At 68.5% G+C, this 26,442-nt stretch carries 26 protein-coding genes and 3 tRNA genes; 14 read left to right on the forward strand and 15 right to left on the reverse strand.

The window, feature by feature from the left end; translation table 11 throughout:
• Positions 1-70: 70 nt before the first annotated feature.
• From ACX114_RS07485 to ACX114_RS07505, 5 genes are all read right to left on the reverse strand, one after another.
• Entirely contained in the window at positions 71-697 is a 627-nt protein-coding gene (locus ACX114_RS07485; RefSeq protein WP_459296123.1) for an NIF family HAD-type phosphatase, read from the reverse strand.
• A 58-nt stretch (positions 698-755) separates the two neighbouring features.
• Positions 756-1,385: a hypothetical protein gene (locus ACX114_RS07490; protein WP_459296125.1), complete on the reverse strand. Its 630-nt coding sequence runs from the start codon at positions 1,383-1,385 to the stop codon at positions 756-758.
• 68 nt (positions 1,386-1,453) lie between these two features.
• On the reverse strand, positions 1,454-2,233 hold the full coding sequence (locus ACX114_RS07495) for a hypothetical protein (protein WP_459296127.1): 780 nt from the start codon (positions 2,231-2,233) through the stop codon (positions 1,454-1,456).
• Positions 2,230-2,631 carry a hypothetical protein gene (locus tag ACX114_RS07500; protein WP_459296129.1) on the reverse strand — a complete coding sequence of 134 codons (402 nt, stop codon included), beginning with the start codon at positions 2,629-2,631 and terminating at the stop codon, positions 2,230-2,232. Before ACX114_RS07500 ends, ACX114_RS07495 begins: the two co-directional genes overlap by 4 nt.
• Positions 2,632-2,701: 70 nt before the next feature.
• Positions 2,702-3,940, reverse strand: coding sequence for a styrene monooxygenase/indole monooxygenase family protein (locus ACX114_RS07505; RefSeq protein WP_459296131.1), 1,239 nt, complete (start codon positions 3,938-3,940; stop codon positions 2,702-2,704).
• Between the two features lie 187 nt (positions 3,941-4,127).
• Here ACX114_RS07505 and ACX114_RS07510 point away from each other — a divergent pair, with 187 nt between their 5' ends.
• From ACX114_RS07510 to ACX114_RS07520, 3 genes are all read left to right on the forward strand, one after another.
• Positions 4,128-5,219, forward strand: a complete 1,092-nt coding sequence (locus ACX114_RS07510; protein ID WP_459296133.1) for a vWA domain-containing protein — start codon at positions 4,128-4,130, stop codon at positions 5,217-5,219.
• Positions 5,220-5,301: 82 nt separating this feature from the next.
• A complete protein-coding gene (locus tag ACX114_RS07515) occupies positions 5,302-6,342 on the forward strand; it encodes a hypothetical protein (protein WP_459296135.1) in 1,041 nt (346 codons plus the stop codon).
• Positions 6,343-6,606: 264 nt separating this feature from the next.
• Positions 6,607-7,632 carry a lipase family protein gene (locus ACX114_RS07520; protein WP_459296137.1) on the forward strand — a complete coding sequence of 342 codons (1,026 nt, stop codon included), beginning with the start codon at positions 6,607-6,609 and terminating at the stop codon, positions 7,630-7,632.
• A gap of 16 nt (positions 7,633-7,648) precedes the next feature.
• Here the strand turns inward: ACX114_RS07520 and ACX114_RS07525 are convergent, their stop codons facing one another.
• Complete coding sequence (locus ACX114_RS07525; RefSeq protein WP_459296139.1) at positions 7,649-8,149, reverse strand: hypothetical protein; 501 nt, start codon at positions 8,147-8,149, stop codon at positions 7,649-7,651.
• Between the two features lie 29 nt (positions 8,150-8,178).
• On the reverse strand, positions 8,179-9,366 hold the full coding sequence (locus ACX114_RS07530; RefSeq protein WP_459296141.1) for a LamG domain-containing protein: 1,188 nt from the start codon (positions 9,364-9,366) through the stop codon (positions 8,179-8,181).
• Positions 9,367-9,544: 178 nt separating this feature from the next.
• Between ACX114_RS07530 and ACX114_RS07535 the strand changes: the two genes are divergently transcribed.
• The 7 genes from ACX114_RS07535 (at position 9,545) to ACX114_RS07565 (ending at position 17,222) form a co-directional block, all read left to right on the forward strand.
• Entirely contained in the window at positions 9,545-11,260 is a 1,716-nt protein-coding gene (locus ACX114_RS07535; protein WP_459300080.1) for a DUF4215 domain-containing protein, read from the forward strand.
• A gap of 133 nt (positions 11,261-11,393) precedes the next feature.
• On the forward strand, positions 11,394-11,684 hold the full coding sequence (locus ACX114_RS07540; protein ID WP_459296143.1) for an autorepressor SdpR family transcription factor: 291 nt from the start codon (positions 11,394-11,396) through the stop codon (positions 11,682-11,684).
• Positions 11,681-12,364, forward strand: a complete 684-nt coding sequence (locus tag ACX114_RS07545) for an SdpI family protein (RefSeq protein WP_459296145.1) — start codon at positions 11,681-11,683, stop codon at positions 12,362-12,364. Before ACX114_RS07540 ends, ACX114_RS07545 begins: the two co-directional genes overlap by 4 nt.
• A 105-nt stretch (positions 12,365-12,469) precedes the next feature.
• Positions 12,470-13,621: a hypothetical protein gene (locus tag ACX114_RS07550; protein ID WP_459296147.1), complete on the forward strand. Its 1,152-nt coding sequence runs from the start codon at positions 12,470-12,472 to the stop codon at positions 13,619-13,621.
• Positions 13,622-13,711: 90 nt separating this feature from the next.
• A complete protein-coding gene (locus ACX114_RS07555; RefSeq protein WP_459296149.1) occupies positions 13,712-14,818 on the forward strand; it encodes a hypothetical protein in 1,107 nt (368 codons plus the stop codon).
• A 237-nt stretch (positions 14,819-15,055) separates the two neighbouring features.
• Positions 15,056-15,883, forward strand: coding sequence for a hypothetical protein (locus ACX114_RS07560; protein WP_459296150.1), 828 nt, complete (start codon positions 15,056-15,058; stop codon positions 15,881-15,883).
• Between the two features lie 109 nt (positions 15,884-15,992).
• Positions 15,993-17,222 (forward strand): RICIN domain-containing protein, encoded by a 1,230-nt coding sequence (locus ACX114_RS07565; protein WP_459296151.1) that lies wholly within the window; start codon positions 15,993-15,995, stop codon positions 17,220-17,222.
• 107 nt (positions 17,223-17,329) lie between these two features.
• Here ACX114_RS07565 and ACX114_RS07570 read toward each other — a convergent pair whose 3' ends face one another.
• Positions 17,330-19,249, reverse strand: coding sequence for an FG-GAP-like repeat-containing protein (locus ACX114_RS07570; protein WP_459296152.1), 1,920 nt, complete (start codon positions 19,247-19,249; stop codon positions 17,330-17,332).
• A gap of 294 nt (positions 19,250-19,543) precedes the next feature.
• Positions 19,544-19,618 (reverse strand) — tRNA-Leu (locus ACX114_RS07575).
• A 471-nt stretch (positions 19,619-20,089) separates the two neighbouring features.
• On the opposite strand from ACX114_RS07575, the gene ACX114_RS07580 reads away from it, so the two are divergent.
• On the forward strand, positions 20,090-20,833 hold the full coding sequence (locus tag ACX114_RS07580) for an SGNH/GDSL hydrolase family protein (protein WP_459296153.1): 744 nt from the start codon (positions 20,090-20,092) through the stop codon (positions 20,831-20,833).
• Between the two features lie 42 nt (positions 20,834-20,875).
• On the opposite strand, the gene ACX114_RS07585 is transcribed toward ACX114_RS07580, so the two are convergent.
• Both ACX114_RS07585 and ACX114_RS07590 read right to left on the reverse strand, forming a co-directional pair.
• Positions 20,876-20,950: transfer RNA gene (locus ACX114_RS07585), tRNA-Leu, on the reverse strand.
• Positions 20,951-20,976: 26 nt separating this feature from the next.
• Positions 20,977-21,052: transfer RNA gene (locus ACX114_RS07590), tRNA-Pro, on the reverse strand.
• A 298-nt stretch (positions 21,053-21,350) separates the two neighbouring features.
• On the opposite strand from ACX114_RS07590, the gene ACX114_RS07595 reads away from it, so the two are divergent.
• Positions 21,351-22,502 (forward strand): LOG family protein, encoded by a 1,152-nt coding sequence (locus tag ACX114_RS07595; RefSeq protein ID WP_459296155.1) that lies wholly within the window; start codon positions 21,351-21,353, stop codon positions 22,500-22,502.
• A gap of 10 nt (positions 22,503-22,512) precedes the next feature.
• On the opposite strand, the gene ACX114_RS07600 is transcribed toward ACX114_RS07595, so the two are convergent.
• The 4 genes from ACX114_RS07600 to ACX114_RS07615 all read right to left on the reverse strand — a co-directional run bounded on the left by ACX114_RS07600 (position 22,513) and on the right by ACX114_RS07615 (position 25,317).
• The gene (locus ACX114_RS07600; protein ID WP_459296157.1) at positions 22,513-23,097 is read right to left on the reverse strand and encodes a HesA/MoeB/ThiF family protein; all 585 of its coding nucleotides are present in this window, start codon (positions 23,095-23,097) and stop codon (positions 22,513-22,515) included.
• Between the two features lie 11 nt (positions 23,098-23,108).
• Positions 23,109-23,357 (reverse strand): hypothetical protein, encoded by a 249-nt coding sequence (locus ACX114_RS07605; protein WP_459296159.1) that lies wholly within the window; start codon positions 23,355-23,357, stop codon positions 23,109-23,111.
• Positions 23,358-23,430: 73 nt separating this feature from the next.
• Positions 23,431-24,300, reverse strand: a complete 870-nt coding sequence (locus ACX114_RS07610; protein WP_459296161.1) for an oxidoreductase — start codon at positions 24,298-24,300, stop codon at positions 23,431-23,433.
• Positions 24,301-24,414: 114 nt separating this feature from the next.
• Entirely contained in the window at positions 24,415-25,317 is a 903-nt protein-coding gene (locus ACX114_RS07615) for a LysR family transcriptional regulator (protein ID WP_459296163.1), read from the reverse strand.
• A gap of 123 nt (positions 25,318-25,440) precedes the next feature.
• Here ACX114_RS07615 and nfi point away from each other — a divergent pair, with 123 nt between their 5' ends.
• Together nfi and ACX114_RS07625 are read left to right on the forward strand one after the other, a co-directional pair.
• A complete protein-coding gene (nfi, locus tag ACX114_RS07620) occupies positions 25,441-26,157 on the forward strand; it encodes a deoxyribonuclease V (RefSeq protein WP_459296165.1) in 717 nt (238 codons plus the stop codon).
• Positions 26,154-26,369 (forward strand): DUF2905 domain-containing protein, encoded by a 216-nt coding sequence (locus ACX114_RS07625; protein ID WP_459296167.1) that lies wholly within the window; start codon positions 26,154-26,156, stop codon positions 26,367-26,369. Before nfi ends, ACX114_RS07625 begins: the two co-directional genes overlap by 4 nt.
• Positions 26,370-26,442: the final 73 nt, after the last annotated feature.

The raw sequence follows: 26,442 nt of genomic DNA on the forward strand, positions 1-26,442 counted from the left end.
GCCAGGTCCATGCTGTCGGGAGTGGGCTCCATGTCGGTGGGGCTCGGCTTGTCGCTCTTCGTCATGGGCATCACACTCCTTTCGCGGGGAGCAGGGACGCAGCGGAGAATCCGTCCTGACAGAGCTGCTTCCGCCAGCTCCGCTTCTCGATGCACCGGACGTTGTCCACGTCCGCGAGCGTCTTCAGATACCGGCCCAGGTCGAGCAGCTCCGTGTCGTGCGCCTCGCCCTCGTATTCGCGGACGTAGATGGCGTTGCCGTGGTTGTGGATGCACTTGGCGGGCGTGTCATCGACAATCAGGACGCGCTCCAGCCGGTAGCCCCGCCGCTTCAGCTTGCGCAGCTTCTTGACCCAGCCGTAGTGCACATCCGGATCGAGAAACCCGTCCCGCTGGACGCCGGCCCGGTCGAGCCCATACGTGCACCGGCTCCGCCCCCAGACGAAGTCCAGCTCCAGCTCCGGCGGGATGATCCGCTTCACGAGCTCCGCCACGTACTTGTCGGCCCCCGCCGACCAGATGGCCAGCCGGAAACGGGTGGCGCACTCCCGCAGGAAGGGCTCCAGGTGCGGGCGCACGTAGACGAAGAAGCCCAGGGCCTGGAAGTCCGCCTCCCGGGCCAGGGGCTTCTCGCTTGCGTGGACCAGGGTCTCATCCAGGTCCAGGATCAACAGGATGCTGTCCGTGGGCGCCGTCACCGGTGGGCCTCCCTCCTGGTGACGACGCCAGACGGCTCCCGGAAATGACGACGGGGCGTCACTGCACGCCGGGCGCTCGGAACACCTGGCCGTTGCGGCCTTCCAGCACGAGGCTGGCCTCGTCCGAGCTGCCCACGCGCAGCTCCACGCGGGGCTGGCCTCGGCGGTCCACCAGGAGCAGGCCGGGCGAGCCCTCTTCATCCGCGCCCAGGATGGCGCGGGGCCTTCCCGTCACGTCCGCCAGCTCCAGCCTCGACGAGCCGTCCACCTGGAGCCCCACGGAGAACAGCTCCGCGCCTCCGGACTTGGACAGCGTCAGGCGCGGCGCCTCGTCCGAGAACACCATCAGCTCCGCCAGCGACTCGCCTTCCGCGGTGGAGAAGCGCAGGCGGGGCGAGTCGTCCTCGCCTACGCCCAGCAGTGCCCGGGGGCGGCCTTCGCTGTCGTTCAACACCAGCGCCGCGCCGCCATGGCGGTTGGCATCAAGGCTGGCCCGTGTGCGGCCCCTGGCGTCCTTGAGCACCAGCCGCGACGCGACCAGCTCTCCCGACTGCGGCCGCGGCGCTTCATCCCGCAGGGCCGCGCTCCCCAGTCCCACGCCGGCCAGCACGAAGGCCGCGAGGGTGAGGCCCTGCCACCGTCGGAGCCGGCCTTCCAGCCGCTCCATGCGCGCGTCCAGTGAGTCCATCCCGGCGTCGCCTCCTGTCCCACCCTGGTGGGACGGCAGGAGGCTAGCAGAGGCCGACGGGTCTCCGCTCAGCGGGGCAGGAAGAGGAGCAGGAACGTGGGCAGCGCGGCGACAAGGACGCCCACGCCGAGCGTGAGCACCATCTGGAGGAAGAACAGGTCCTCCAGCGTCTCCTCCAACACGCCCTCCAGCCGGTCGATGGCCAACATCTCCAGCTCCCGCACCGCGGAAGGCACGTCCGGCGACGTCAGCACCGCGCGCAGGGCGATGAGCCCCAGCACCCGGCGGGACTGGTCCATGAGGAAGCCCTCCAGCCATCCGGCGCGGGAGGCCGTGGACTCACGCTCCTCCTCGGGCTCCCGCATGCGCTCCGCCACCGACTCCTCGATGGCCCGGGTGAGCTCCGCGCGGCTGGGCGTCCCGGCCCCGCGCAACCGCCGGGCGACCTGCAACGTCGCGGGCTTGAGGATGGCGTACGCATAGCCCATCAACCCTCGCGCGCGGACCTCGCTCGCGAGCCGTGAGCTGACCCCGTGGAGCATCCAGACGTAGCCTCCGGCCAGGGCCAGGGGCAGGGGCGTGAGCACGAAGCTCATGTAGTTCAGCCAGGAGGGCGTCGGGGCCGCGCCCGTCCAGCGCGGCGCGAGCACGAAGACGCCCGCCAGCGCCAGGCCGAAGCACCCGAAGAGGAAGAAGCCCTTCAACGCACCCGCCACGCCGGAGCCCAGCAGGGCGGGCACCATGGCGAGGAGGCTCCGCAAGCCCGAGCGGGCCATGCCTCCCATCGACTCACGCGGAGGCGCTTCGAGCGGCGCCGGATCCCGCTGCTTCAATGCCGCGTGGCTCATGACGCGCGCTCCAACTCGGCCGTGGCCCACGCATCCACCTGCTCCGCGGAGGGCGGCGATACAGGCGTGCTGTCCTTCAGTTCGCGCCGGCGCCGCGACCACATCAGGAGCGCGGCGGCACCGAAGAGCACGGCCCCCACGGCCAGCCGGGGCAGCAGCCACGGGATGGGGCCGGACCGGGAGCCCTGGCGTTCCTTCCACCACGCGGTGCCCGTCCCAATCAGCGCGAGCACACCCGGAATGGCGGCGATGCGCCACAGCGTCCCGCTATCAGGGCCCGGTACGAGCGCCAGCAGCCCCAGGAACACCGTCGTGGTCCACAGCAGGATGCGGCCCAGCCGGAAGTTCGTCAGCCCCACCAGCACCGCCGCGACGGGCTTCGAGCCCTCACCACTCATGATGCGTCCCCCATGGGGACGTCATCCTAAAGGGGGACGGGCCCGCGCCCCAAGTCGGCCCCGAGGACGGCTACGCGGCGGACGCCTGCTGGATGCGGGCCTCGGTCTCGGTGGGGCTGACAATCCAGGGCCAGAAGCGCTGCGGCTCTCCGAAGTTGTCGAAGAACGTGTCGGCCAGGGGTGACACCGCCGAGGCGGCTCCCAGGTAGCGCAGCACGTGCGGCGGTGGGGGCTGGAGCAGCATGTTGGTGAACGCGGTGATGAACTGGCCCTCCGTCCGCCAGAAGTGCTCGAAGGTCTGCTCCATCCAGTCCGGCGTGAAGGGCTGGTCGCCGTGCGCGAGGATGGCCTGCGTCATCGCGTGCGCCTGCTTCGACGCGCTGTTGAGCCCCTGGCCCGCGATGGGGTCGTTGAGCATGACGACATCCCCCATGCCCATCACCGTGCGTCCCGAGGGCAGCCGCCCCACCGGCTTGCGCACCGTGGGCGTGAACGCGCCGGTGAGCCAGGAGGACTCGTCCACGACGCTGGCGCCCTCCAGCCGCTCCGCCACCCACGGCGAGAAGTCCCGCAGCACCTGCTTCATCCGCTCCATCGCCTCCCGCGCGGTGCTCACTCCGCCGAAGCGGTCCAGCCCCTGGCCGGGGATGGCCTCCAGCAGGAGGCAGTTCAGCGGGCCCCGGATGCGGTCGAAGTACGGCATGGCGAAGTACTCGCCGTGGCCCGCCGTCAGGATGAACTTGAGCGCGGGGTAGGGCGTCTCGTTCAACGGCTTCATGCCGGTGACAATCATTGCCGTGAGGTTGCGCTGCGGCTGCGTGTGGACGCTGCGCTCGGCGTCCCGCTCGAACAGCCGGGTGAAGCTGTTGCGGCCCGTCGTCACGACCACCAGGTCATGCCCGGTCGCGAGCACCTCCAGCGCGTCCACGTCCACGTCCCGCACCACCACGATGCCGCCGCGCCGCTCGAACTCCGCGAGCCAGCGGGAGTACTTCGCCCGCAGGTCCAGGGCCTTGCCCGGATTCTGGATGCGCCCCTGGACGCGGAGCGCCCGCTGACCCGGCGCCGGGCAGACGTCCAGGTCCCCACCCCGGGCGTACTCCCCAGGGCCCTTCCAGAAGTCGAGCCCCAGCTCCTGCTCGTACTGGTAGGCGCGGCCGAAGAGGTAGGTGGTCGCGGCGAGCCGGGCGTTGAAGAGCTGCTCGGGCGTGCGGTCCGAATAGACGGTGACCGTGTAGCCCTTCTCCAACAGGCCGAAGCCGAGCTGCAGACCCGCCTGGCCCGCTCCGATGATGCCGATGTTCCTCATGGTCCCCCCTGGGTGGTGTCCGGGCGTCACGCCCTCCCAGGACACTACGAAACGAGGGGGCCTTCCTGGCAACGCACGTCGGTACGAGGACGCCCGGAAACCGACGCCCGAAGCCCCCTTCCATGTCAGACCCCGCGAGTACTGTTCTTCCTGTCGCAGCGAGAAACGCACGAGGGGGAAACACGTCATGGCGAAGTCTGTGATTGATAACCGCGTCGAGGTCGTCTTCAGCTTTGACACCACGGGCAGCATGTATCCGTGTCTCGCGCAGGTGCGGAAGAAGCTGGGGGCCGCCGTGGCCCGGCTGACGAAGGAGATTCCTGGCATCCGCATCGGCATCATCGCGCACGGTGATTACTGTGACGCGAAGTCCACCTACGTCACCAAGGCGTTGGACCTCACGGACGACGCGAAGGCCATCACCCGCTTCGTGGAGAAGGTGGAACAGACGGGCGGCGGAGACGCGCCGGAGTGCTACGAGCTGGTGCTGCACGAGGCCCGGAGCCTGTCCTGGACGGAGGGCTACACGAAGGCGTTCGTGCTCATTGGCGACGACGTGCCGCACCCGCCCCAGCACAACCCCAAGAAGCTGGACTGGCGCAAGGAGGTGGCCGCGCTGGGGGAGAAGGGCGTGCCTGTGTATGGCGTCCAGGCGCTGAACCGCCGTCACGCGACGTCGTTCTACAAGGAGCTGGCGGAGAAGTCGGGCGGCTTCCACCTGAGCCTGGATCAGTTCTCTCACGTCACCGACATGCTGCTGGCCGTCTGCTACAAGCAGTCCTCGGACGCGCAACTCCAGGCATACGAAGCGGAGGTGTCCCGCGAGGGCCGCATGAACCGTGGCCTGAACGCGATGTTCAACACGATGCTCAAGCGGGCCGCGTCCACGCTCTTCGGTGAGACGGACCTGCGCGCGGTGCCGCCGGGCCGCTTCCAGGTGCTGGAGGTGGAGGCGGACAGCGCCATCAAGGAGTTCGTGACGGAGAACGGCCTGGGCTTCAAGACGGGCCGGGGCTTCTACGAGTTCACCAAGACGGAGACCATCCAGGGCCGCAAGGAGGTGGTGCTGATGGACCGCAAGTCCGGCGACCTCTACAGCGGCGAGCGCGCGCGGGAGATGCTCGGCCTGCCGCCGGGGGAGACGGTGCGCATCCGTCCCGCGAGCCTGGAGAAGTACGTCGTCTTCGTCCAGAGCACGTCCGCCAATCGCAAGCTCAAGGGCGGCACGAAGTTCCTCTACGAGGTGGAGGACTGGGACGGCGCTCGCGCCGCGGCCTGAGCCGGGGTGGCGCTAACCCCCTTGCGGCCGTGCGTGCGACACCACTACAAGCACGCCGTTGCCTACCCGAGGGGGTTTTCGCGTGTATCGAAAGAATGTCCTCAGCGCCGTGCTCGCGCTGGGGTTGCTGACGGCGATGGGGGCCCAGGCCGAGGTGCTGTACGCCCAGGCCAACTTCCTTCTGAACAAGAACCAGCTCTCCGCGGTGAACTACCGCGGCAAGGGCGTGACCATCCCCGTGGGGGCGAAGGTCGCGGTCCTCGAGCGGGACAACGACGAGGTCCGCTGCAAGGTCATCGACTCCGGCGCCGAGTTCCGGTTCGTGACGCACCGGAGCCTGGGCAAGCCCATCAACGTGCTGTTCGCCGGCTTCTTCGCCGAGCAGGACCCGGCCCCGCGCATCGCCGCGCTGACGCCCGAGGAGCAGAAGCAGGTCCGCGCCGGAGAGCTGGCCCGGGGCATGTCGCGCGAGGCCGTGCTGCTGACGGCCGGTCCGCCGCCGCCGCACCGCACGCCGTCGCTCCAGGGCACCCGCTGGACGTACTGGGCTTCGAAGTTCTCCACGTTCGAGGTCGAGTTCGGCCCGGATGGCAAGGTCGTGCGCGTGGGTGACGAGCCCGTGGCCGCGCCCACGCCTCCGCCCGCGCCGCCGCCGGTGGAGAAGACCTACTACCACGCGACCGCGAACTTCCATTTCGAGGACGGCACCGTGTCCTGGGTGAACTACCTCAAGGGCCCCATCATCCCGTTCAACGCGAAGGTGGAGGTGCTGGACAAGGGCTCGTCCTCCGTGAAGTTCAAGGTCGTGGACACCGGCGCGGAGCTCGAGTTCGAGAACGACTCGCGCTCGGGTTCGGAGACCTGGAAGCTGTTCCAGGCCTCGTTCGCGCCGGAGGACCAGGCCGCGAAGCTGGAGGCGCTGTCGGCGGATGACCGCAAGAAGGTCTCCGCGTCGGAAGTGGAGCCGGGCATGAGCCGCGAGGCCGTGCGCATGGCGTGGGGCCCGCCGCCCGCGCATGAGACGCCGTCGTTCCACTCCAGCACCTGGACCTACTGGAAGTCGAAGACGTCCAAGGTGCGCGTGAAGTTCGGCAAGGACGACAAGGTCGCCGCCATCGAGTAGCGCGGCGGCTGCACGTCCGTGAGGAGATGAGAAAGGCGTGACGGCTCATCGCCGTCACGCCTTTTTTCATCACCGCGGTCATCAGGGGCGGGTTCGCGTCGGGCGTCGTGTCGACCGACGCGTCGAAGGCACGTGTGAAACCCCTCGCCGCGAGGGCCTCCGAGGAGCGGCGCGTGCGGCATGGGCGCTGCAATCGGTGCCTGGCAACGGATGGCGGCCTGCGCGTCGCCCCGTTCCACCCGCCACACCTTCCTGGAGCCGCCCATGACGACCTCGACCGTTGCCGCCCTCCGTCCGCAGCCGAGCCTGCGTGCCACGCCACCCGAGCCCGTGCTGGACGCGACCCAGGTGCTGAGCATGGGGCAGGGCGTGGTCGCGGCCTACGCCGCCTTCAATGGCAAGGAGTACGCCGTGCCCTCGGGCTGGACGCAGGCGGGCAGCCTGACGGCGTGGGTGCCGCAGAAGGGCGGCGTCGCGGAGGCGTTCGGCCTGTGGTTCACCTCCGACGCGGATTCGACCACGGCGATGCTGGCGCTGCGCGGGACCGTGACGTCCGCGGACACGAGCGCGGACGAGCAGTACGCCACCACGTCCTTCGCGCCGTACTCGGGGACGTCCCTGTCGCCGGTGCCGCAGGTGCACGGCGGGTTCTGGGGCATCTACACCGGCACGAGCAGCTCCGTGCCGCGGTCGATGCAGGCGCAGGTGTTCGCGTGGGTGAAGGCGAACAACATCCAGACGCTCTACGTGACGGGCCACAGCCTGGGCGGAGGCCTGGCGGAGCTTCTGGCCTTGGACCTGGCGGTGAGCCAGCCGTCGCTGAGCGTGACGACCGTCACGTTCGCGGCGCCGAAGGCGGGGCTCGCGGATTCGTGGGGGACGGCCTACGCCCAATACGTCACGAGTCCGGCGACGGTGCGCGTGGTCAACCAGTACGACGTGGTGCCCACCCTGCCGCCGTCGTGGCTGGCGCCCAACTACACGCAGGTCGGTGTGGAGTTCGACGTGCTCTTCTACAACAAGCTGGGGGACACCAGCACGCAGGAGGCGACCATCCGGCACGAGATGGACAACTACCTCGCCGTGCTCACCCAGGCGCTGCCCGCCACGCCTCAAATCTACGTGGGGTCCTTCCCGGACGGCGTCTACACGGACAGCCACGGCGACCCGCTCCAGGACACCAGCGTGGCGCCCACCGCGGACGCCGTGGCGAGTGCACAGGCGTCCGCGAAGGCCCTGCCGCCGCACCCGGTGGCCCAGCCGCAGGGCCACCGGGTGGCGACGAAATAGCGCCGAGGGTCCTTGCCTACTTCGTCGCGCGGATGACCGACAGCTCGACGTCGCCGAGCACCTGCTGGTCGCGGCCCAGGCCGAGCAGCAGGTCCTCGAGCGCCGCGGCGTCGCGGGACACCGTGGCCTGCGCGGGAGCGAGGGCCTCCTGCTCCGGGGCCGCCTTCTCACGCAGGACCGCGCCCCGCAGCACCATCGGGGCGCTGCCGCGGCTCGCGTCGCCCAGCCGCTCGATCTGGATGCCCGTGTAGCCCAGCACGGCCGGGGACCCGGCCACCGAGGTGCGCTGACCGTTCGCGAGCGAGCGGGCGAGTTGCTCCTCGATGGCGCGCACCTGCGCGGGGTCGGTCACGAGCACGCTCGGGTTGGGCCGGCCCGAGTACAGCAGGTACGTCACGCGCAGCCCCTGCTGGGGCTGCTCGGCCTGGAGGTCCGACGCGGAGGCCGTCAGGGACCCCGCCACACCCAACCCCAGCACTCCGCAGAGGACGAACGCACGAAACGAAGGACGAGACATGGTGGATTCTCCGTGAAAGGGGTGGGGGCCTAGTTGATGGACTCGTGGCCGTAGCCTTCGGCGATGTCCGACCAGAGCCTGAAGAAGCCGCAGAACTGGGTGTACACGCCGCGGTTGGCGGTGCGCGGATCCGTGATGACCTGACCGGCGTTGTCCAGGTTCGTCGCGCGCGTGCTGCCCGGCTTGTGGCTCCAGGTGCCGTTCTCGTCGAGCCGGTACCAGTGGTAGTCGTAGCCCGGAGCCACCACCAGCGCGACGCCGGTCTTGAAGTTCAGGATCGTGCTCGGATAGTCGGAGAGGGGCTCCAGGCCGTCATTGATGGCGGCCTGACGCACCACCGAGCAGTCCATGTACGTGGCCTGCGAACCGGAGGCCCGGCCCGGCTGGGCGAACGTGTTGGTGGCCTTGTTGTTGGCGTAGTTGTAGCAGTTGTTCTGCCCCTGCCGACTGTTGTCGTTCCAGTACGACGGCGTGTAGCTGGGCCGCCCCGGGTTGAGCACGTTCCAGATCTCGTAGTTGGGCAGGGCGCGGTTGAAGACGAACACCTCGTCGATCCGGTCTGAGAACCGGTACGAGGCAGTGTCCTTGTGTCCGCCGATGTAGAACGGGTTGTTGGTGTTGTTGATGTTGCCCATCTTGGGCGTGGCCAGGCCGGCGTCGTACCCGTCGATGTAGAAGGCGATGTGCACCGGCCAGGAGGTGCGGCTGACACTCACCGCGACGTGATGCCAGCGATTGGGCGTCAGGTAGGGTTCCGAGATGAAGTTGAGCCAACCCGTCTCGTCCGCCATCTGGAGCAGCAGCTTGTTGCCTTCAGTGACCACGAACGAATAGCCGCGTCCGTCGGTGCCGCGGTTGTCGATGATGGTCTTGTTGTAGCGGCTGGTATCCGACATGCGGATCCACGCCGTGAGCGTGAAGCTGCCGGTGCCGAAGTTCAGGTTCGGCGAGTTGGGCACCTGGATGTACTTGTCCCCCACCAGGTTCATGCCGTTGTCCCACCAGCCCCAGGACTGCGTCGACGTGCCCACGACCGTGCCGGTCTGGTTCAGGCCGCTCGTATCGGGAGCCCGGTCGGGGAGCCCGAACGGCATCTTGGTGATGGTCTTCCATTCTCCCACCAGGCCATTGGTGACCCGGTTGGGCACGGCCTCGCTCGTCATGACAGGCGCGATGACCGCGAGCGCCGCGGTCATCATCCACTTGAATCCTTTCACACTGCCTCCTTTGCCGGGGAAAAGGGCGGCTGCGGATATACCGGAAGCCTCTGACATGCCGGCGAAACCTCCGTTTGTATCGACAATCCATTGACACCTGCTTTGGGGGCTCACAGCATGCGCGCCCCGTATGACAAACAAGACCCGGACCCGCTCCCGTCAATCCCTGTTGTTGCGGATGTTTTGCGCCACCCTCCTGCTCTCACTCGCGGCCTGTGGAGATGACACCCCCACGGATTCCGACGCGGGGACCCGGCCCGATGCCTCGACCGGGACCCAGGACGCCGGTTCCGATGTGGACGCCGGCACGGATGCCGGGACGCAGCCTGAAGGCGACGCCGGCACGGATGCCGGGACGCAGCCTGATGCGGATGCAGGCACGGACGCGGGCCTCGATGACGCCGGGACGATGGACGCGGGGACTGAAGACGCGGGGACCGAGGACGCGGGCACCGAGCCTGCCGACGCCGGTTCCCCGACCGTCTGTGGCGATGGAAAGAAGGAGGGCGGCGAGGGATGTGACGACGGCAACACCACGAGCGGCGATGGCTGCAACGCCAGCTGCCAGGTCGAGCCGGGGTGGAACTGTGGCGCCAGCGGCCTGAGGTGCCACGCCGCGCGCTGTGGCGACGGCATCGTCGCGGCCCCGGAGGAGTGCGAGGACGGCAACGCCGCCAGCGGCGATGGCTGCAATGCTTCATGCCGGCTGGAGCCGGGCTTCAAGTGCCACGCCGTGGGCCAGGCGTGCGCGAAGACGACCTGCGGCGACGGCAGGGTGGAAGGCACCGAGCAGTGCGACGACGGCAACCACAACCTGGGCGATGGCTGTTCGCCGCTGTGCCAGCGGGAGCCCCGCTGCGTGAACGGGGTCTGTGAATCCCGCTGTGGCGACGGCGTCCTCGCTTCCAGCGAGCAGTGCGACGATGGCAACTCGCGCGACGACGACGGCTGCTCCGCGACCTGTCAGCTCGAGGACGGCTTCGCCTGCTACCCCGCCGCACCCCCTCCGTCCCCGCTGACGCTTCCCATCGTCTATCGCGACTTCCGGGGGAAGGACCTGCCCGGTGGCCACATCGACTTCGAGAACGCGAACGGGGCGGAGTCCGGCATCGTCCAGATCCCCCTGGGCGCGGACGGCAAACCCGTCTATGCCAAGACAGGCGTGTCCTCCGCCACGACGCATGGACAGGCGAACTTCGACCAGTGGTTTCGCGACGTGAGCAACGTCAATACGCCCGTCGTCTCCACGCTGCCCCTGACGCGGACGTCTCCTGACCTGGCCCACTACGCGTTCGAGGACCTGGACTTCTTCCCGCTCGATGGCGCGGGCTGGGTGGCCTACGGACAGGAAACGACGCGTCCGGACAGCCAGGGCGTGCCGCACAACTTCAGCTTCACCAGCGAGACGCGGCTCTGGTTCAAGTTCTCGGGCCGGGGGCGGATCGACTTCTCGGGGGACGATGATGTCTGGATCTTCGTCAACGGGCGGCTCGTCCTCGACATGGGAGGGGTTCACGCCCCGATGTCCGGAGGCGTGGAGCTCGAGGTCCTCGCCTCCTCACTCGGCCTCGAGCCGGGCGGCATCTATGAGGTCGCCGTGTTCCAGGCGGAACGCCATACGACGGGCTCGAGCTACGGGCTGAGGCTGTCCTCGCTGCTGCCGGCCAATCAGGGACTGCCCTGCACCGCGCTCTGCGGCAATGGCAGGCTGGACTCGGAAGAGGAATGCGACGACGACCTGAACCAGGGAAGCTATGGGCAATGCGCCCCGGGCTGCCTGCTCGGTGCCCGCTGCGGCGACGGGGTCGTGCAATCCGACCAGGGCGAGCAATGCGACGACGGAAACACCGTCAGCCGCGACGGCTGCGCCGCCACCTGCAAGCTGGAGTTGTAGCCAGCCCCTGAAGCACCGGGGGCCCGCGAAGGGCCCTCGGTCACGCGGGCGGAAGCCCCGTAACCCCCCTGCATTCCACTTGACCTGGCTCCCCTGATCGTTATTTTGAAGTTATTCAAAATATCAAAAGGTCATGATGCGAACGCAGGAGGTCTTCAAGGCAATTTCCGACCCGACCCGGCGCAGGGTGCTCAAGCTCCTGCAGGGCGGCTCGAAGTCCGCGGGGGAGCTCGCTGAGGCGTTCGACATCACCAAGGGGTCGCTGTCGCATCACTTCAACGTGCTCAAGGCCGCGGACCTGGTGCGCTGTGAGCGCCGCGGGCAGCAAATCGTCTACTCCCTCAACACGACCGTGTTCGAGGACGTAGCGGCAGTCCTTCTTGACCTCTTCAAGGTCGAAAAGGGGAATGGGGAGCAGTCATGAGAATCCGCCGAGCCAATGGGTTGAGTCTGGGATTCGTCGCCATGGCGTTCGCGATGGCCTTCCTGCTCTACGGCCAGTTGCCGGAGTCGATTCCCACACATTGGAATGCCGAGGGAGTGGTGGACGGGTACACGCCCAAGCCCTGGGGGCCCTTCGTCCTGCCGCTGGTGATGGCTGCCGTGTATCTGGTCCTGGTGGCCGTGCCGCGGATTTCGCCCAGGGGCTACCGCATGGAGCGATTCCAGAACGTCTTCGAGGGCATCCAGACGGTGCTGGTCGCGTTCCTCTTCCTGCTCAACGCCCTGGTCCTGCTCTCGGGCATTGGCGTGTCCGTGCCGATGGCGCGCGTGGTTCCCGCGGGCACGGGCGTGGTCCTGATGGTCCTGGGCAACTACATGGGGAAGTTCACGAAGAACTTCTTCTGTGGAATCCGGACGCCCTGGACGCTCGCGAGCGACGAGGTCTGGCTGCGCACGCATCGCCTGGGAGGAAGGCTCTTCGTCCTCGCGGGACTCATCGTCCTCGTCGCGGGGCTTCTGGGCGGTGGTCCGGTCCCCGTGCTCGCGGCTGTCGCCGTGGCGGCGGTGACTCCCATGCTCTACTCGTACGTCCTCTATCGCCGCATCGAAGGGGACAAGCACGGGCCGATGGGCGATGCGGGGTCGAAGCGCTCCGCGTGAGCTTGCCTCCGTGGAAACCCCCATCCCGTCGCAACGCCAGACATGGCATGGTACGGCCATGGGGCAGCCCATGGCCGGGTGGGCTGTGATGGGGAAGCGCGGACCATGCATTCAAGTCTGGAAGTGAAGTCCCGAGGGGGCTGGACGTCTGGCGTCCTGCTGGGCGTGCTGCTGGTCCTGGGAGCCTGCGGCAAGGATTCGGATGACATCCCGGAGTTGCGGCCCGGCGCCCAGGGGGAGTCCGCGGTCACGGCGCCCGAGGGAGCCCGTTTCGAGCTGGTCGTGCGGGAGGGTCAACGTTACCGGTTCGACTGCACGCCCATCACCCTGACAGGGTGCCGGGTCCAGTTGCGCGACGCGAAGTCGATGGCGCCCGTGGGCGACGCGCGGGCCTCCAGCCTGAGGAATGTGCTGTCCTTCTTCTGGACGGCGGACGCGGAGGAGCGCGTCGTGGTGGAGGTGCAGTCCGCCCCGGAGGGCAAGACGGGGCAGTTCCTGTATGCGTTCACGGAAGCCGTCGATGACGCGGGCGACTCCCCGGACACGGCCGTCTCGCGGCCGGTGGACACGGTGCAGACCGTATTCACTGGCTTCCTGGAGTCCCGGGACGACGTGGATGCCTGGCGTCTCTCCCTCCCCGCGAACCACGTCCTGCGCGCGGTCTGCAGGGATGAAGACAACACCCAGCCCGCCCCCGACATGGAGGTCGTCCTCCCGGACGGCACGTCCCTGGGCCAGTTCAACGCCACCGACTCCGCCCGGCTCGCCTTTTGGATGGGCGCCAAGAGCCCCAACGGGGGCGACCTGATCCTGCTCGTCCGAGCCAGCCCCGCCATGCGTGCCGACTCGGCCCGCTACACGTGCCAGGTCCAGGACACCGGACCGGACGACCATCCGGATGCGCCGCCCGCCACCACCCTGTTGAGGATGCCCGGGGCCGTGACCGTCTCTCTCTACTCCGAGAAGGACATCGACGTGGTGGCGGCGGACCTCCTGGAGGGCCACCAGTATCTCCTGCGGGAGATCAGTCCGCGGTCGGACCCCTACTACTGTGCCACCACGGTGACGAATGCACAGGGGGTGGTGCTGGCCACGAACCTGCGCAGCGACCGCACCGGCGTCGTCTTCACCGCGCCCGCCACCGGCCGGTATCAGCTCTCGCTCCAACGTGCTCGCGGCGAAGCGCCGGAGACGTGGTTCATTCCCGGCGGCTTCACCTATGCCATCTCGGACATCACGCCTCCAGAGGCGCCCTGACGGCGCCGGATGTGGCATTCTTTGACGGTGCCAGCCCATGGCCGGGTGGGTTGGTTTTGGGGAAAGACATCCATGCATTCAAGTCTGGAAATGAAGTCCCAGGGGGGCTGGACGCTCTGCGTCCTGTTGGGGCTGGCGCTGGCGCTGGGAGCGTGTGGCAAGGACGACGCACCCGGGTTGAAACCGGGGGCGCATGGAGAGGCGCAGGTCACCGGGGCCGAGGGCGTCCGCTTGGAGCTCGCCGTACGGGCCGGCCAGCTCTACCGGTTCGTCTGCACGGCCACCACGCTGTCGGGGTGCCGGGTCCAGCGGCTCGACGCGACGTCGCTGGAGCCCATGGGGGAGGCCCTGGCCTCCGATGCGACGAAGCAGGCCGACCTCTTCTGGACGGCGGACGCGGACGGCCTCGTCGTGATGGAGGTGCGCCCCGTCGCGGACGGCGAGACAGGTGGCTTCCTCTACATCTTCACGGAGGCCAGCGATGACGCGGGCGACTCCCCGGACACGGCCGTCTCGCAGCCGGTGACGGAGACGGAGTACACCTTCGAGGGCTTCCTGGAGACCCCCGACGACGTGGACGCCTGGCGGATCTCCATTCCCACGAACCACGTCCTGCGCGCGTACTGCAGCGGGACCCGTGACGACCCCAACATGGAAGCGATCCGCCCGGATGGCACGGTGTTGGGCAGGTTCAGGACGTCCTACTTCAGTGGCGGCATCGCGGAGCTGGGGGTCAAGAATGCCGTGGGCGGTGACCTCATCCTGCTCATCCGGACCGGCCTCCCCCGCGCTCCGGTGGCGACCCGCTACCTCTGCCGGGTCCGTGACATCGGGCCGGATGACCATCCGGATGCGCCGCCTGACGCCACGGCGGTGACGGTGCCCGCGCGAGTGAACGTCGGCTTCAGGTCCGTCGACGACGTCGACGTGCTGGCGGTGGACCTCGTCGGGGGCCGTGATTACCTGCTGAAGGATGAGAGCGGCTCCAGCAGCCCCTACTACTGCGCGACCACGGTGATGGATGCCCAGGGCCAGGTGCTGAAGACAGACCTGCCCAGCGACAGGGATGGCGTCACCTACACGGCGCCCGCCACCGGCCGGTATTTCCTCTCGCTCAAGCGGGCCCGCGGCGATGGCCTCTGGAAATGGTTGATTCCGGAGGGGTTCCTCTTCGGCATCACCGAGGTCACTCCGTAGCGACCCGGGGTGGGGGCGTGTGACACGTCCTGCTATTGCCGCGAGCCTTTGTGACCTGGAGTGCTACAGCGGCCAGACACGGCGGTGACCTGTTGCCCGGACTTGCTGGGTGGGCCTGGATTTCATGTCCTGGCGCGCGTGATGCAGGGTGGGCTCCCTGTCGCTGGGGCCTGCGTCCCACGACAAGGCTTCCCGCTGGCGGGAAGCGCCCCCACTCCCGAGGTCGAACACATGCGGATGATGAAGACAGGTTACGTGGTCGCGGCGGCGTTCCTTTCCCTGGTGGGTTGCCAGGGCCAGGACGAAGGCACGAAGGCCGTGGGCACCGAGCAGGCCCAGGCCCAGGCGGCGTGCGTCGAGCGGTTCAATGGCATCCAGAGCTGTGCGACCGGTGGGGCGTCACTTGAGTTCACCGACGAAGGGCTCCGGGTCACCGGGCTCTCCGACCCCAAGACGGATGGCCTCTCCAGCCACTTCGGCGGCGCGGTCGCCTGGCGGCAGAATGCCACGGCGAACATCGGCGGCGGGCAGGGCCGCTTCGCGTTCGCGGCGCGGGATGGCGACCAGGTGGTGAGCACGCTGGGCATCGCGCCGGACGAGGAGGGGACGGGGGTGACCTTCACGCCCGCCTTCACCGGCACGGCGGGCGGCTCCGAGTTCCAGGTGCGCGTCTTCCAGGGCGGCGTCTTGCAGGGCGAAGGTACGGGCGGCCCGGGGCCCGCGGCCCGCTGGCACGTGTACACCAACTGGATGGGAGACGTGGTGATGGTCTCCGACTTCTACCTGCGGGAGCACGGCCCCTTCCTGCCGTTCCCGTTCCGCAACGCGCCCGATGCGGCGCAGGAGCAGGGCGCCTGCGTCTGGCGCTTCCAGTTCCCCGGGAGGACCTTCACGGTGGAGGTGGACGGCGCCGAGCTCACGGGCGACGCCATCGAGTTCACGGAGACGATTGGCCAGGGTGCCTATCCCTACCGCCACTTCTCCGGCATCGACGTGAAGGGCTCCGCGGACGCCTACACGGTCCACGGTGAGCTCGCGTTGAACGCGGACGGACAGGCGCGGTAGGCCTCCCCGGACCGGATGCTGTTCGCAGCGTCAGCGGGCCGGTCCGCCGGGCGGCGGAGGCAATGCCGCCCGGCCTTCGCTGTCTGCCGCACGGAGAGTACGATAAGGCATGCGCTCTCCCAGATGGCTCTTCCTGGCCGCCCTGGCATTCGCTTGCGTCGCCTCCGCGGCCAGCCCCGTTCCCACCTATCAAACCCAGACGGTCGAGGGCTGGACGGTTCGCATCGATGACCGCCTGCTGACGGCGGCGAACAAGCCCCTGACGGACAAGGCCCTGGTGCTCCTGGCGGCGCAGCTCAAGGAGGTTGTCCGTATCGTCCCCGCGGGCCCCGTGGCTCAGCTCCGCAAGGTGACGCTGTGGCTGTCGCCGCCCTATCCCAACGAGCCGCAGGCAGCCCGGTACCATGCTGGCGATGTCTTACTGCGCCAGAGTGGTCGCAGCCTGGCGATGTTGAAGAGCATCGAGTTCTCGAACGTCCTCATCTTCGAGAAGGAAACCAGGCGGATGCCCGTGTTCGTGCTCCACGAGCTCAGTCACGCCTATCATGACCAGGTGCTCGGCTGGGAGCATGCCGGCCTCGCGGCTGTCTATGCGCGCGCAATGGCAAGCAAGAGCTACGAATGCGTGGAGCGCTCGCGTGGGCCCAATGGGCCCCAGACGTTCGAGCCTTCCTATGCCATGGTCGACGTGGGGGAGTACTTCGCGGAGAACTCGGAGGCGCTCTTCGGCCGCAACGACTTCTATCCCTTCACCCGCGAAGAGTTGGGCAAGCATGACCCGGACATGCTCGCGCTGCTCCAGCAGGTGTGGAAGGTGCCCGCGCCCACGACACCCACCCCGCCCACGGCGCCCAACCCGCCGCCGGTATCCGCCGCCCTCGATGCCCGCTGCTATTACCAGTTGACGACCCTGTGGCAGGGCGAAGGCATGTCGCTGGACATCCTCTATGACGGCAAAGCCAACAACGCGCCCATCCTCGCCAGGACGGGCAAATACTCGGGGCAGCGGTGGAAGCTGACTCCGGAGGCCAACGGCTTCTACCGACTGACGACCCAGTGGCGTGGGACCAGCCTGTCCCTGGCCAGCGCCGGCGGCAATCGCCCCCTCCTCGTCAAATCGGCGGCTGTTCCGGAGCAGCGATGGAAGCTGAATCCGGAGCCCAACGGCATCTACCGGCTGACAACCCAGGCGCAGGGCGACGCGCTGTCATTGGACATCGTCAATGACAGCAAGGCCAACAACATCCCCATCCTCGACAAGACAGGCTGCAATGACTCGGGGCAACTGTGGAAGCTGACCTCCGTCCCCCCGGCTCTTGATTCGGAGGATTCGCCGTGAGCCAGGAGCGGTAGGCCGAGGCGGGCGAGCTGGGGCGCGGATTCGCGCGGGTGCGCCGCGCACGAAGCACGCGGCGCACCGCCCCATCGCGGTCTCGCGGACAGCCATCAGAGTCCGTTGGGGACCACGGTCACGGTGCCGGAGCCCCTGTTGGTCAGGATGAGATCAGCGTACCCATCCGCATCCATGTCCGCGGTGGCGATGGCGTTGAGGCCAGGCGAGGCGCCGGTCGTGACGACGGTGCCCGAGGTGAAGCCGCCATTGCCGTTGCCGGTCATCGGGCGGACGCCGCCCGAGGCCGTTGTCACGAGGATGTAGGCGTCGAGCTTGCCATCGCCGTTGAAGTCATTGGCTACGACGCCCAGCGCCGAGTTGGCGACCGCAGTGGCCGCGGCGGTGGACGGAACGCCGCTCGCGAAGGTGCCGTTGCCGTTCCCCTGGAAGAAGAAGAGGTACCGGCCCGCCGCGCCGTTCGAGAGGATGTCGAGCGTGCCGTCGCCGTTGGCGTCGCCGAAGGCGATGCCCGCCGTCTGGCCGCTGACGGCGTTGCTGTAGGAGACGGGGGCGGCGAACGAGCCGTCGCCCTGGTTGATGAGGACCGACAGGCGTGCGCTGGCGGGGCTCGTCACCACGAGATCGGAGAAGCCATCGCTGTTCAGGTCACGGCAGGCGATCGTCGACTGCACGCCGCCGGTGTTGGGGATGCCGATGAACGTGGGCGCGCCGAAGCTGCCCGCGCCGGTGCCGAAGAGCACACTCACCTGGCTCAGGGTCACGCTTGTCGTGGCGATGTCAGCCACCCCGTCGTCATTGAAGTCACCGGTGCAGAGGTGGACGGAGCCCGGGCTGCCAGTGGTGAAGCTCGTCGGCGCGCCGAAGGTCCCGGCCGCGCTCGGGCCCAGGTTCTTGTAGACGCTGATGCTTCCGTTGATGAGGAGCAGGTTGGTCTGGCCGTTGACGGTGACGGCGTCGAGCCACCCGTCGCCGTCCACGTCCACGGCCACGACCGCGTTGCTGGAGAGCGAGGCGCTCCCGTAGTTGACCTCCGACTGGACGCTGGCGTCGCCGTTCCCCAGGAAAACGGAGAGAGAGCCAGAGGGGAGCAGGATCGACCCGGATTCGGCGTTGGCCACCAGGATGTCGAGCTTGCCGTCGCCATTCACATCGGCGACCGCCGGGGCCAGCGGGTTGTGGTTCGCGGGGGAGCTGACCGGCGTGCCGGGGACCTGGCCGGTGGGGGCGGGCTGGCAGGTGCCGTTCGAGCAGATCTGGCCCGTCGAGCACACGATGCCGCAGGCGCCGCAGTGATGGGCGTTGCTCTGGAGGTTCACCTCACAGCCGTCGGACGAGCTCCCGTTGCAGTCCCCGAGGGGGCCGGAGCAAGCCTGGCAGTGGGTCCCCTCGTAGGTGGGCGCGCACTGGCAGGTGTAGCTCCCCACGCCGTCGATGCAGGTGCCACCGTTCAGGCAGGGGCTTGCGGCGCACTCGTCGATGTTGGTGCAGGTCACGCCATCGCCCTCGTACCCCGCGTTGCAGGCGCAGGTGAAGGAGCCCACGGTGTTGGTGCAGGTGGCGTTTTCGCTGCAATTGTCGGTACCGGCGGCGCACTCGTTGACGTCAATGCAGGTGCCGCTCTGGCACGTGAGGCCGTCACAACAGGGGACCGAGGCGTCGCACGGCGCGTTCACGGACAGGCAGCCCTGTCCGCTGCACGTCGGGTCGTAGAGCGGCGAGGTCGGGTCGATGCTGGTGACGTAGTCGCCGTTGTGAGCACTGTGCGCGTTGATACACGCCTGCTCGCTGACACGGACGATCGTGTAGGGATGAATCGTCGAGCTGGTCTTGTGGCAGATCTGGACCTTCCCGTTGACCTCGAAGTAATCGCACTGCTCGGCGGTGAGGGCGGAGTCGGCCGAACCGGCGTACGCGTCATTGTCTCCAACGGAGATCGGGCTGCAACCGCAGATGAGGCCGAGCAAACCGGCCCCCATGAACATGACGAGGAATGAGATTGATTTGTGTTTCATTGGGATTCCCCCCTGAATGGACGCATCCTGGCCCCACGACGGCTTGCGCGGAGTGTCTTGTTCACCCGCAGTGAATGCATAGGGCGCCCGCAGGCGACCCATCAATTGCCAACGCATGGCCGCGGTCGGATTCCCGACGATTCGGAACAATGCCATTTGTGAGTGAAGTCAATGGAGCGGCGGGGCTCAGCGCGCTCTGGGGGGAGCGCTTCGAAGGGCGTCTTGTATTCGACGCTGAATCGCCCGCCAGACGCGGTTCACAGCAATCCGTTGAGATTGCTGGGCTTGAAGATGTGCCGAAGGCGGGATTCGAACCCGCAACCTCCGCGTTCTGAGCGCGGCGCCTCTACCAGGTTGGGCTACCCCGGCGGGTGTGTCTTTGATTGTGTTTGAGCGGGTCGGGCACCATCACTGAGGGGGCCGCTCCCGGCGGCCAGGGGACGGCCCGCGAACCGCTCACCCGCCTGTAGGATCGCGCGGAAAACGGCCATCCGCAGCGGACCTCGCGAAGATCAGCGGGCTTCTCTTCAACAACGCCCAGGTCACGGGCAACGCGAGCACCAACCTCGACTCTTCACGGGGGGGCCCGGCGGTCGCGTCTCCGGGCTCCTGACGCAGCGCGCGGCCCCGCAACGCCGCCGTACGCGAGGGCGTGCACCGCGATACGAGCGCAATGCGCAGGACCAACGCCGAGGGAATCAGGGGCCTGCGGAGTGGCTTCCATTCCACACCCCTGTCCGGGGCGTGGATGGCGGTCTTCCAATGAAACAGGCCCGGTTGCGATCACGGAGGTGATGGGATTCCTGAACAGGATTTCCCGGGGGGCTTCTGATGCATTGGATGAGGACTCAGGTGTGGGCCGTGCTGGCCGTGGCGCTGCTGGATGTGCCCGGCTACAGCGGGCCCCTGGATGGCGAAGCGCACGAGGAATGGGGCGCGGCGCAGGCGGGGGGCGCTGCGCTGTCGGCGAAGAAGGTGATGCCGCTGGGCGACTCCATCACCCAGGGGGCGGCAGGGCACGGCAGCTACCGGTGCCAGCTCTGGCGGAAGCTGACGTCGAGGGGCTACAGGGCGGACTTCGTGGGCACCCTGTCGACGGGCTACCTGGGGGCGAACACCTGCTCCTCCATCTGGTTCGACCGCGACCATGAGGGCCACTGGAGTTGGCGGGCGGATCAGGTGCTCGCGAACATCTCCAACTGGGCTGCGAGCACGCATCCCGACTTGGTGCTCATCCACCTGGGCACCAACGACACGTACTATAACCAGACAGAGGACAGCACTGTGTCGGAGTTGGAGCAGATCATCGACCGGCTGCGCGTGGTGAACCCTCGGGTGAAGGTGTTCCTGGCCCAGATCATCCCCACCTCGGGCGCCATGCTGTCGCTGAAGCTCCAGTCCCTCAACCAGCGCATGCCCTCACTGGCCGCGGCCAAGAGCACGGAGGAGTCGCCTGTCTACGTGGTGGACCAGTGGACCGACTTCAACCCCGCCACGGACACGTATGACGGGATCCATCCGAATCTCCTCGGTGAGGAGAAGATGGCGGAGCGCTGGTACCAGGCCATCCGCGAGCACCTCTGACGTTGCCTGCCATCCAGGTTGGGATTGCCAGGCCTGAAGGTGTGCCGAAGGCGGGATTCGAACCCGCAACCTCCGCGTTCTGAGCGCGGCGCCTCTACCAAGTTGGGCTACCCCGGCGGGTGTGTCTTTGATTGTGTTTGAAGTCGGGATGACTGGATTCGAACCAGCGACCTTGCGCGCCCGAGGCGCACGCTCTCAACCAGGCTGAGCTACATCCCGATGCTTGGGGAAACCTTCGAGGGAGGATCCGGACGCGACAAGGGCCGGGTCCCCCTTCGGGAACCCGGCCCTCGTCACCGCCGTCCCGGGTTACCGGGGGCGGGTGCGAGCGTCAGGTCCCGGGCGCACTGCCACGGAAGGATGCGGTGGCCAGCTCCAGCTTCTCCAGAGAGGTCACCTTCGTGGCGGGGCGCTGCGGGTTCAGCTCATTGGGGTTCTGCATGGGGCATCCCTCCTTTCTGGAGGAAAATGACGGAGCGATAATCCCGTTCCTGACGCGCACCTCGCGGAGACACCCATGACGGAACTCGAGACCCTGGCCGCATTCGAGCAGCACCTTCGCGAGGGCCGCGGCCTCGCCAACGTCATCCTCCAGGGGCTGGACCTGCGCGCGTGGAGCGACGCGCTGCTGAAGGCGGACCTCACCGGCACCATCTTCCTGGGCTGTCTGCTGGAGCCCTCGACCCTGCAGCAGGTCATCACGCGGGGCGCCATGGTGTTCCCGCCGTTCTCCGGGCTGCCCTACTGCCCGTACCGCGGCAGCCTCTACACGCCGGAGGAGCTGTACGCGGGCTTCGACCCGACCCAGCCGGACACCTACGCGGACACGCTGGATGCGCGCATCTACGCGCACTGGAACTCGCGCGGTGGGGCGCACCCTCCCTCCATCCTGGAGACCCTGGCGCAGCGGCTTCACGACCACGCCATCAGTGACGCGCTGGAGGAGGCGCTGCTCGACCAGGGCAAGCCCCGCCGGGTGGTGGCCATCATGGGAGGCCATTCCATGCTGCGAGGCCAGGAGGCCTACCGCTCCGTGGCGGAGCTGGCCCGCTCGCTGGCGCGCCTGGGCTTCTTCCTGGTGAGCGGTGGCGGCCCGGGCGCCATGGAGGCCACGCACCTGGGCGCGTGGTTCGCGGCGCGGCCGGATGAAGACCTGGACGCGGCGCTCGCGGTGCTGGCGCGGGCTCCGTCCTACAAGGACCGGGACTGGCTCGCGCGCGCCTTCGAGGTGCGCGCCATGTGGCCCCTGCTCGACGCGTCGGCGATGGGCGACAGCCTGGGCATCCCCACCTGGCTCTATGGCCACGAGCCGCCCAACCCCTTCGCCACGCGCATCGCGAAGTACTTCGCCAACAGCGTGCGCGAGGAGGGCCTGCTCACCATCGCCCGGGGTGGCGTCGTCTATTCACCCGGCAGCGCGGGCACCGTGCAGGAGATCTTCCAGGACGCCTGCCAGAACCACTACAACACCGTGGGCGTCATCAGCCCCATGCTCTTCCTGGGGCGTGAGTTCTGGACCCAGACGCGGCCCGTGTACCCGCTGCTGGAGCACCTTGCCCGGGGGCAGGAGTACGCGCGGCACCTGCTCCTCACGGACTCGAAGGAGGACATCATCCAGGCGCTCGTGCGCTTCGACCAGGAGCGCGAGGCCCTGGCGCGGGCGGGCTGACCGTGACGGCTCAGCCCTGACCCGCGACCGGAGTGACGGAGTTCAGGTTCACGAACGCGTCCCGCTTCACGCCGTGCTTGAGGAAGTCCTGCACCGCCCGCGCGAGCGTCGCGGCCAGCAGGCCCAGGAGGGGCAGGTGCTCGCCGCCCTCGCAGGTGGCCTGGCCCTGCGTGTCCTCGGCGTCGGGCGTGAAGCGTTCATCCCAGCGCACCAGGCCGAACATGCCGTCCGCGGACACCGCGCCGTGTACCAGCGGCGTGCCCGTCTTCCGGGCGTGGTCGCTGAGCAACTGGCGGCTGTCCTGGTTGTCGAAGGCGTCCACCAGCAGGTCCGCGCCCTTGCACAGCGCCTCCACGTTGTCGCGCGTGAGGCGCACGCCGAAGGCTTCCGCCTTCACGCCGTGCAGGTTGTGCAGCTGGAGCTTCAGCGCCTCCGCCTTGTTCTTTCCGACGGACGGCTTCACGTAGGCCTGCGACAGCAGGTTCTTCGACTCCACGCGGTCGAAGTCGATGAACACCCGCGTCGCGTCCAGGTTGCGGCACAGCAGCACAGTCGCGGACCCGATGGCCCCCACGCCACAGAAGACGATGCGCATGGTGGCCGTCCTCAGCACGCCCCGAAGGGCACCTTCGGACGCAGGTAGATGCGCTCCTCGCCGTGCGCGCCCCGGAAGCGGTCCACGACGTAGTGCTGGAAGGCCTCGTCCCCCAGCCGGAAGCGGTGCAGGCCCGGCACTCCGCCCGAGCGCACCAGCTCCACCGCGATGCGGCGCACGTCCGCGTCGCTGATGTGCCGCTCCAGCTCCACCGGCACATCCGCCGAGTGTCCGTCATAGGTGATGTTGAGCGTCGCCATGGTCGCGTGCCTCCAGGGAAGAGAACCCTGGCCCGGGACGAGGCCCCAAGGTGTTTCCTGACAACCCCGCCCGTCAGCCTGGCCGCAGCGTGCCCGCGGCCTCCGGGCCGGTGTGGTCCGTGCTCTTCGTGACGGCCTCCCACCGGTCCAGCTCGCCGTTCAGGATGCCCATCCGCTCGCGTGTGCGGCGCAGCGCGTCCGTGCCCAGCACCAGGTGCAGCGGCGGCGCTTCCGTCAGCACCGCGTCCACGATGGCCTTCGCGCCCAGGGCTGGGTCGCCCAGCTGCTTGCCGGAGATGTTCCCCAGGTACCGCACCACCGCGCCGGCCGTCTTCGCGTAGTCCTCGATGTGGCCCCGCGTCTCCCGCCGCGAGTGCTGGGACAGGAAGTCCGTGCGGAACGCGCCCGGCTCCACCAGCGTCACCTTCAGGCCCAGCGGCGCCACCTCCTGCGCCAGGCTCAGCGACAGGCCCTCCAGCGCGCACTTCGCCGCCGCGTACAGCCCCGAGCCCGCCATGGGCGCCAGGCCCGCGATGGAGGTGATGTTCACGATGTGTCCCCGGCGCTGTGCGCGCAGGAACGGCAGCGCGGCCTGCACCACGTGCAGCGGCCCGAAGAAGTTCACGTCGAAGACGTGGCGCGACTCCTCGGGCGTCGCCTCCTCGATGGCGCCCAGCAGGCCGTAGCCCGCGTTGTTCACCACCACGTCCAGCCGCCCGTGCAGCGCGTGTGCCTTTGCCACCACCTGGGGAATCCGCGCCGCGTCGGTCAGCTCCAGCGGCAGCACGTGCAGCGCGCCCCCGGGGGCCTCCAGGTCCGACTTCCCGTCGCGCGTCGTCCCGATGACCCTGTCACCCCGGGCCAGCGCGGCCTTCGCGAGCTCCCTGCCCAGTCCCCGCGAGATGCCCGTGATGAACCACACCTTCGAATCGTTCGTTGCCATGGCGCCGCGTCCTCTCTTGCAGCCGTGTGTCCGTGGATGGCTTCAAGATAGCGGCGCGGATTCTGTTGAGAATGCGCGGCAGTCCTCATGGCTTGTGAAGAAAGCCGTACAGAATCAGGAGGACCACGCCTGACGCAGGAACTGGACGAAGGCGCGCACCGGCGGCGCCGTGTGCTTCTGCTTCGGGTAGTAGAGGAAGAAGCCGGGGAAGGGCGCGCACCAGTCCTCCATCAGCGCCACCAGCTTTCCGGACTGCACGAAGGGGCGCACCCGCTCCTCCGCCCAGAACGCGATGCCCACATCCTGGAGCGCGGCGGACAGCGCGAGCGCGCGGTCGGTGACGACGAGCGGCCCCTTCACCGCGATGGAGAACCAGTCGCCGCCGCCCTTCTTGAACTCCCACGCGTAGATGCCGCTGGAGCCCGGCTGGCGCCAGTTGATGCACCGGTGCTTGAGCAGGTCGCGCGGATGCCTGGGCGTGCCGTGCTTCGCGAGGTAGCGCGGCGAGGCGACGGGCACCTGGCGCAGGTGGCCGCCCAGTTTCACCGCCACCATGTCGTGGTCCAGCCACTCGCCCAGCCGGATGCCCACGTCGAAGCCTCCGGCCACCAGGTCGGTGAGGGCATCGTCCACCGAGACGTCCAGCACGATGTCCGGATGGGCCGCGTGGAACCTCCCGAACAGCGGCTCCAGGAAGGAGATGGCCCCGAAGCGGGCCGCCTGGATCCGCACCGTGCCGGCGGGCGTGTCCCGGAGGTCCTTCACGTCCGCCACCGCGGCCTCCAGCTCCTCCATGGCCGGCTTCAGCCGCGTGAGCAGCCTCGCCCCAGCCTCCGTCACCGCGACGCTCCGGGTGGTGCGGTTGAGCAGGCGGACTCCCAGGCGCTCCTCCAGCGCCCGCAGCGTCTGGCTGAGCGCGGAAGGGGAGACGCGCAGGTGCGCCGCGGCGCGCGTGAAGTTGCCGTGCTCCACGATGGCCGCGAAGGCCTTCAGGTCCGCGAAGTCATTCCCACGCATTCTGTACGCACTCCTTCACAATCCGCCCAGTCTATGTCCGTCGCCTCCTGGACGTGGGGAAGGGGAGCGGCCGTCACCTTCCGGCCAGAGGATGCACAGTGTAGGGCTCACGGGAGGAGACGCATGGAGTCACCACGAGCACCGCACCCCTGGAACGTCACGCCCTCGGAGGCCGTGGCGGTGCAGAAGCGGCTGCGGGAGCAGCTCATCCTCGAACCGCCTCCGGGCCTGCGCATCACCCGCGTGGCGGGCGCGGACATCTCCACGGAGAAGGGCAACGACACGGGCTATGGCGGCATGGTGGTGCTCGACGCCCAGACGCTTCAGCCCGTGGCCCGCGCCGTGGCCACGGCGACGCTGACGTTCCCGTACGTCCCCGGCCTGCTCTCCTTCCGCGAGCTGCCGGTGCTGGCCGCCGTCTGGGAGCGGCTCACGGTCCGCCCGGACGTGCTCATCTTCGATGGCCAGGGCACCGCGCACCCGCGACGCCTGGGCATCGCCTGTCATGGAGGGCTGCTGTTCGACATCCCCTCCATCGGCTGCGCCAAGTCGCTGCTGGTGGGCACGCCCGGGAAGCTCGCGGAGCGGCGGGGCGCCACGTCCCCCATCACCCACAAGGGCGAGGTGGTGGGCATGGCGGTCCGCACCCGCGCGGGCGTCAGCCCCGTGTTCGTCTCTCCCGGCCATCGCATGGACCTGGACACCGCCGTGGAGTGGGTGTTGAAGGCCAGCCCCCGCTACCGCGAGCCGGAGACGACGCGCCACGCGCACCGGCTGGTGAACGCCTTCCGCCGCGCGGGGGGCGAGGCCGCGGAGATGGAGGAGGGGAGTCCCGGATGAAACCCGTGGGGTTGATGCTGGTGGTGGCGGGCCTGGGGCTCGCCGTCGTGGGCCTGCTGGTGTGGGCCGGTGCCTTCTCCTGGTTCGGCCGGCTGCCCGGGGACATCCGCGTGGAGAGCGGGAACACGCGCGTCTACGCGCCGCTGGCGTCCATGTTCCTCCTCTCCGTGCTGCTGAGCCTGGGCGCCTGGGTGGTGCGCCGCTTCTTCTAGGCCCCTGAAGCGCTCCGGCGAAGCGCTCCGGCGGATTTCCTCTCAAGAATGCGCGCCCCGCGCGTCTGACCGG

It is taken from the genome of Corallococcus sp. M7 (genome assembly GCF_054512695.1).

Bases quoted from the DNA above. Each gene is read 5' to 3' on its own strand.
- ACX114_RS07545 (WP_459296145.1), top strand. From the start codon at position 11,681: ATGAGAATCCGCCGAGCCAATGGGTTGAGTCTGGGATTCGTCGCCATG.
- nfi (WP_459296165.1), top strand. From the start codon at position 25,441: ATGGAGTCACCACGAGCACCGCACCCCTGGAACGTCACGCCCTCGGAG.
- ACX114_RS07525 (WP_459296139.1), bottom strand. From the start codon at position 8,149: ATGTCTCGTCCTTCGTTTCGTGCGTTCGTCCTCTGCGGAGTGCTGGGG.
- ACX114_RS07520 (WP_459296137.1), top strand. From the start codon at position 6,607: ATGACGACCTCGACCGTTGCCGCCCTCCGTCCGCAGCCGAGCCTGCGT.
- ACX114_RS07535 (WP_459300080.1), top strand. From the start codon at position 9,545: ATGTTTTGCGCCACCCTCCTGCTCTCACTCGCGGCCTGTGGAGATGAC.
- ACX114_RS07555 (WP_459296149.1), top strand. From the start codon at position 13,712: ATGAAGTCCCAGGGGGGCTGGACGCTCTGCGTCCTGTTGGGGCTGGCG.
- ACX114_RS07490 (WP_459296125.1), bottom strand. From the start codon at position 1,385: ATGGACTCACTGGACGCGCGCATGGAGCGGCTGGAAGGCCGGCTCCGA.
- ACX114_RS07605 (WP_459296159.1), bottom strand. From the start codon at position 23,357: ATGGCGACGCTCAACATCACCTATGACGGACACTCGGCGGATGTGCCG.
- ACX114_RS07580 (WP_459296153.1), top strand. From the start codon at position 20,090: ATGAGGACTCAGGTGTGGGCCGTGCTGGCCGTGGCGCTGCTGGATGTG.
- ACX114_RS07500 (WP_459296129.1), bottom strand. From the start codon at position 2,631: ATGAGTGGTGAGGGCTCGAAGCCCGTCGCGGCGGTGCTGGTGGGGCTG.
- ACX114_RS07595 (WP_459296155.1), top strand. From the start codon at position 21,351: ATGACGGAACTCGAGACCCTGGCCGCATTCGAGCAGCACCTTCGCGAG.
- ACX114_RS07625 (WP_459296167.1), top strand. From the start codon at position 26,154: ATGAAACCCGTGGGGTTGATGCTGGTGGTGGCGGGCCTGGGGCTCGCC.
- ACX114_RS07560 (WP_459296150.1), top strand. From the start codon at position 15,056: ATGATGAAGACAGGTTACGTGGTCGCGGCGGCGTTCCTTTCCCTGGTG.
- ACX114_RS07570 (WP_459296152.1), bottom strand. From the start codon at position 19,249: ATGAAACACAAATCAATCTCATTCCTCGTCATGTTCATGGGGGCCGGT.
- ACX114_RS07615 (WP_459296163.1), bottom strand. From the start codon at position 25,317: ATGCGTGGGAATGACTTCGCGGACCTGAAGGCCTTCGCGGCCATCGTG.
- ACX114_RS07610 (WP_459296161.1), bottom strand. From the start codon at position 24,300: ATGGCAACGAACGATTCGAAGGTGTGGTTCATCACGGGCATCTCGCGG.
- ACX114_RS07510 (WP_459296133.1), top strand. From the start codon at position 4,128: ATGGCGAAGTCTGTGATTGATAACCGCGTCGAGGTCGTCTTCAGCTTT.
- ACX114_RS07565 (WP_459296151.1), top strand. From the start codon at position 15,993: ATGCGCTCTCCCAGATGGCTCTTCCTGGCCGCCCTGGCATTCGCTTGC.
- ACX114_RS07600 (WP_459296157.1), bottom strand. From the start codon at position 23,097: ATGCGCATCGTCTTCTGTGGCGTGGGGGCCATCGGGTCCGCGACTGTG.
- ACX114_RS07495 (WP_459296127.1), bottom strand. From the start codon at position 2,233: ATGAGCCACGCGGCATTGAAGCAGCGGGATCCGGCGCCGCTCGAAGCG.
- ACX114_RS07550 (WP_459296147.1), top strand. From the start codon at position 12,470: ATGCATTCAAGTCTGGAAGTGAAGTCCCGAGGGGGCTGGACGTCTGGC.
- ACX114_RS07540 (WP_459296143.1), top strand. From the start codon at position 11,394: ATGATGCGAACGCAGGAGGTCTTCAAGGCAATTTCCGACCCGACCCGG.
- ACX114_RS07505 (WP_459296131.1), bottom strand. From the start codon at position 3,940: ATGAGGAACATCGGCATCATCGGAGCGGGCCAGGCGGGTCTGCAGCTC.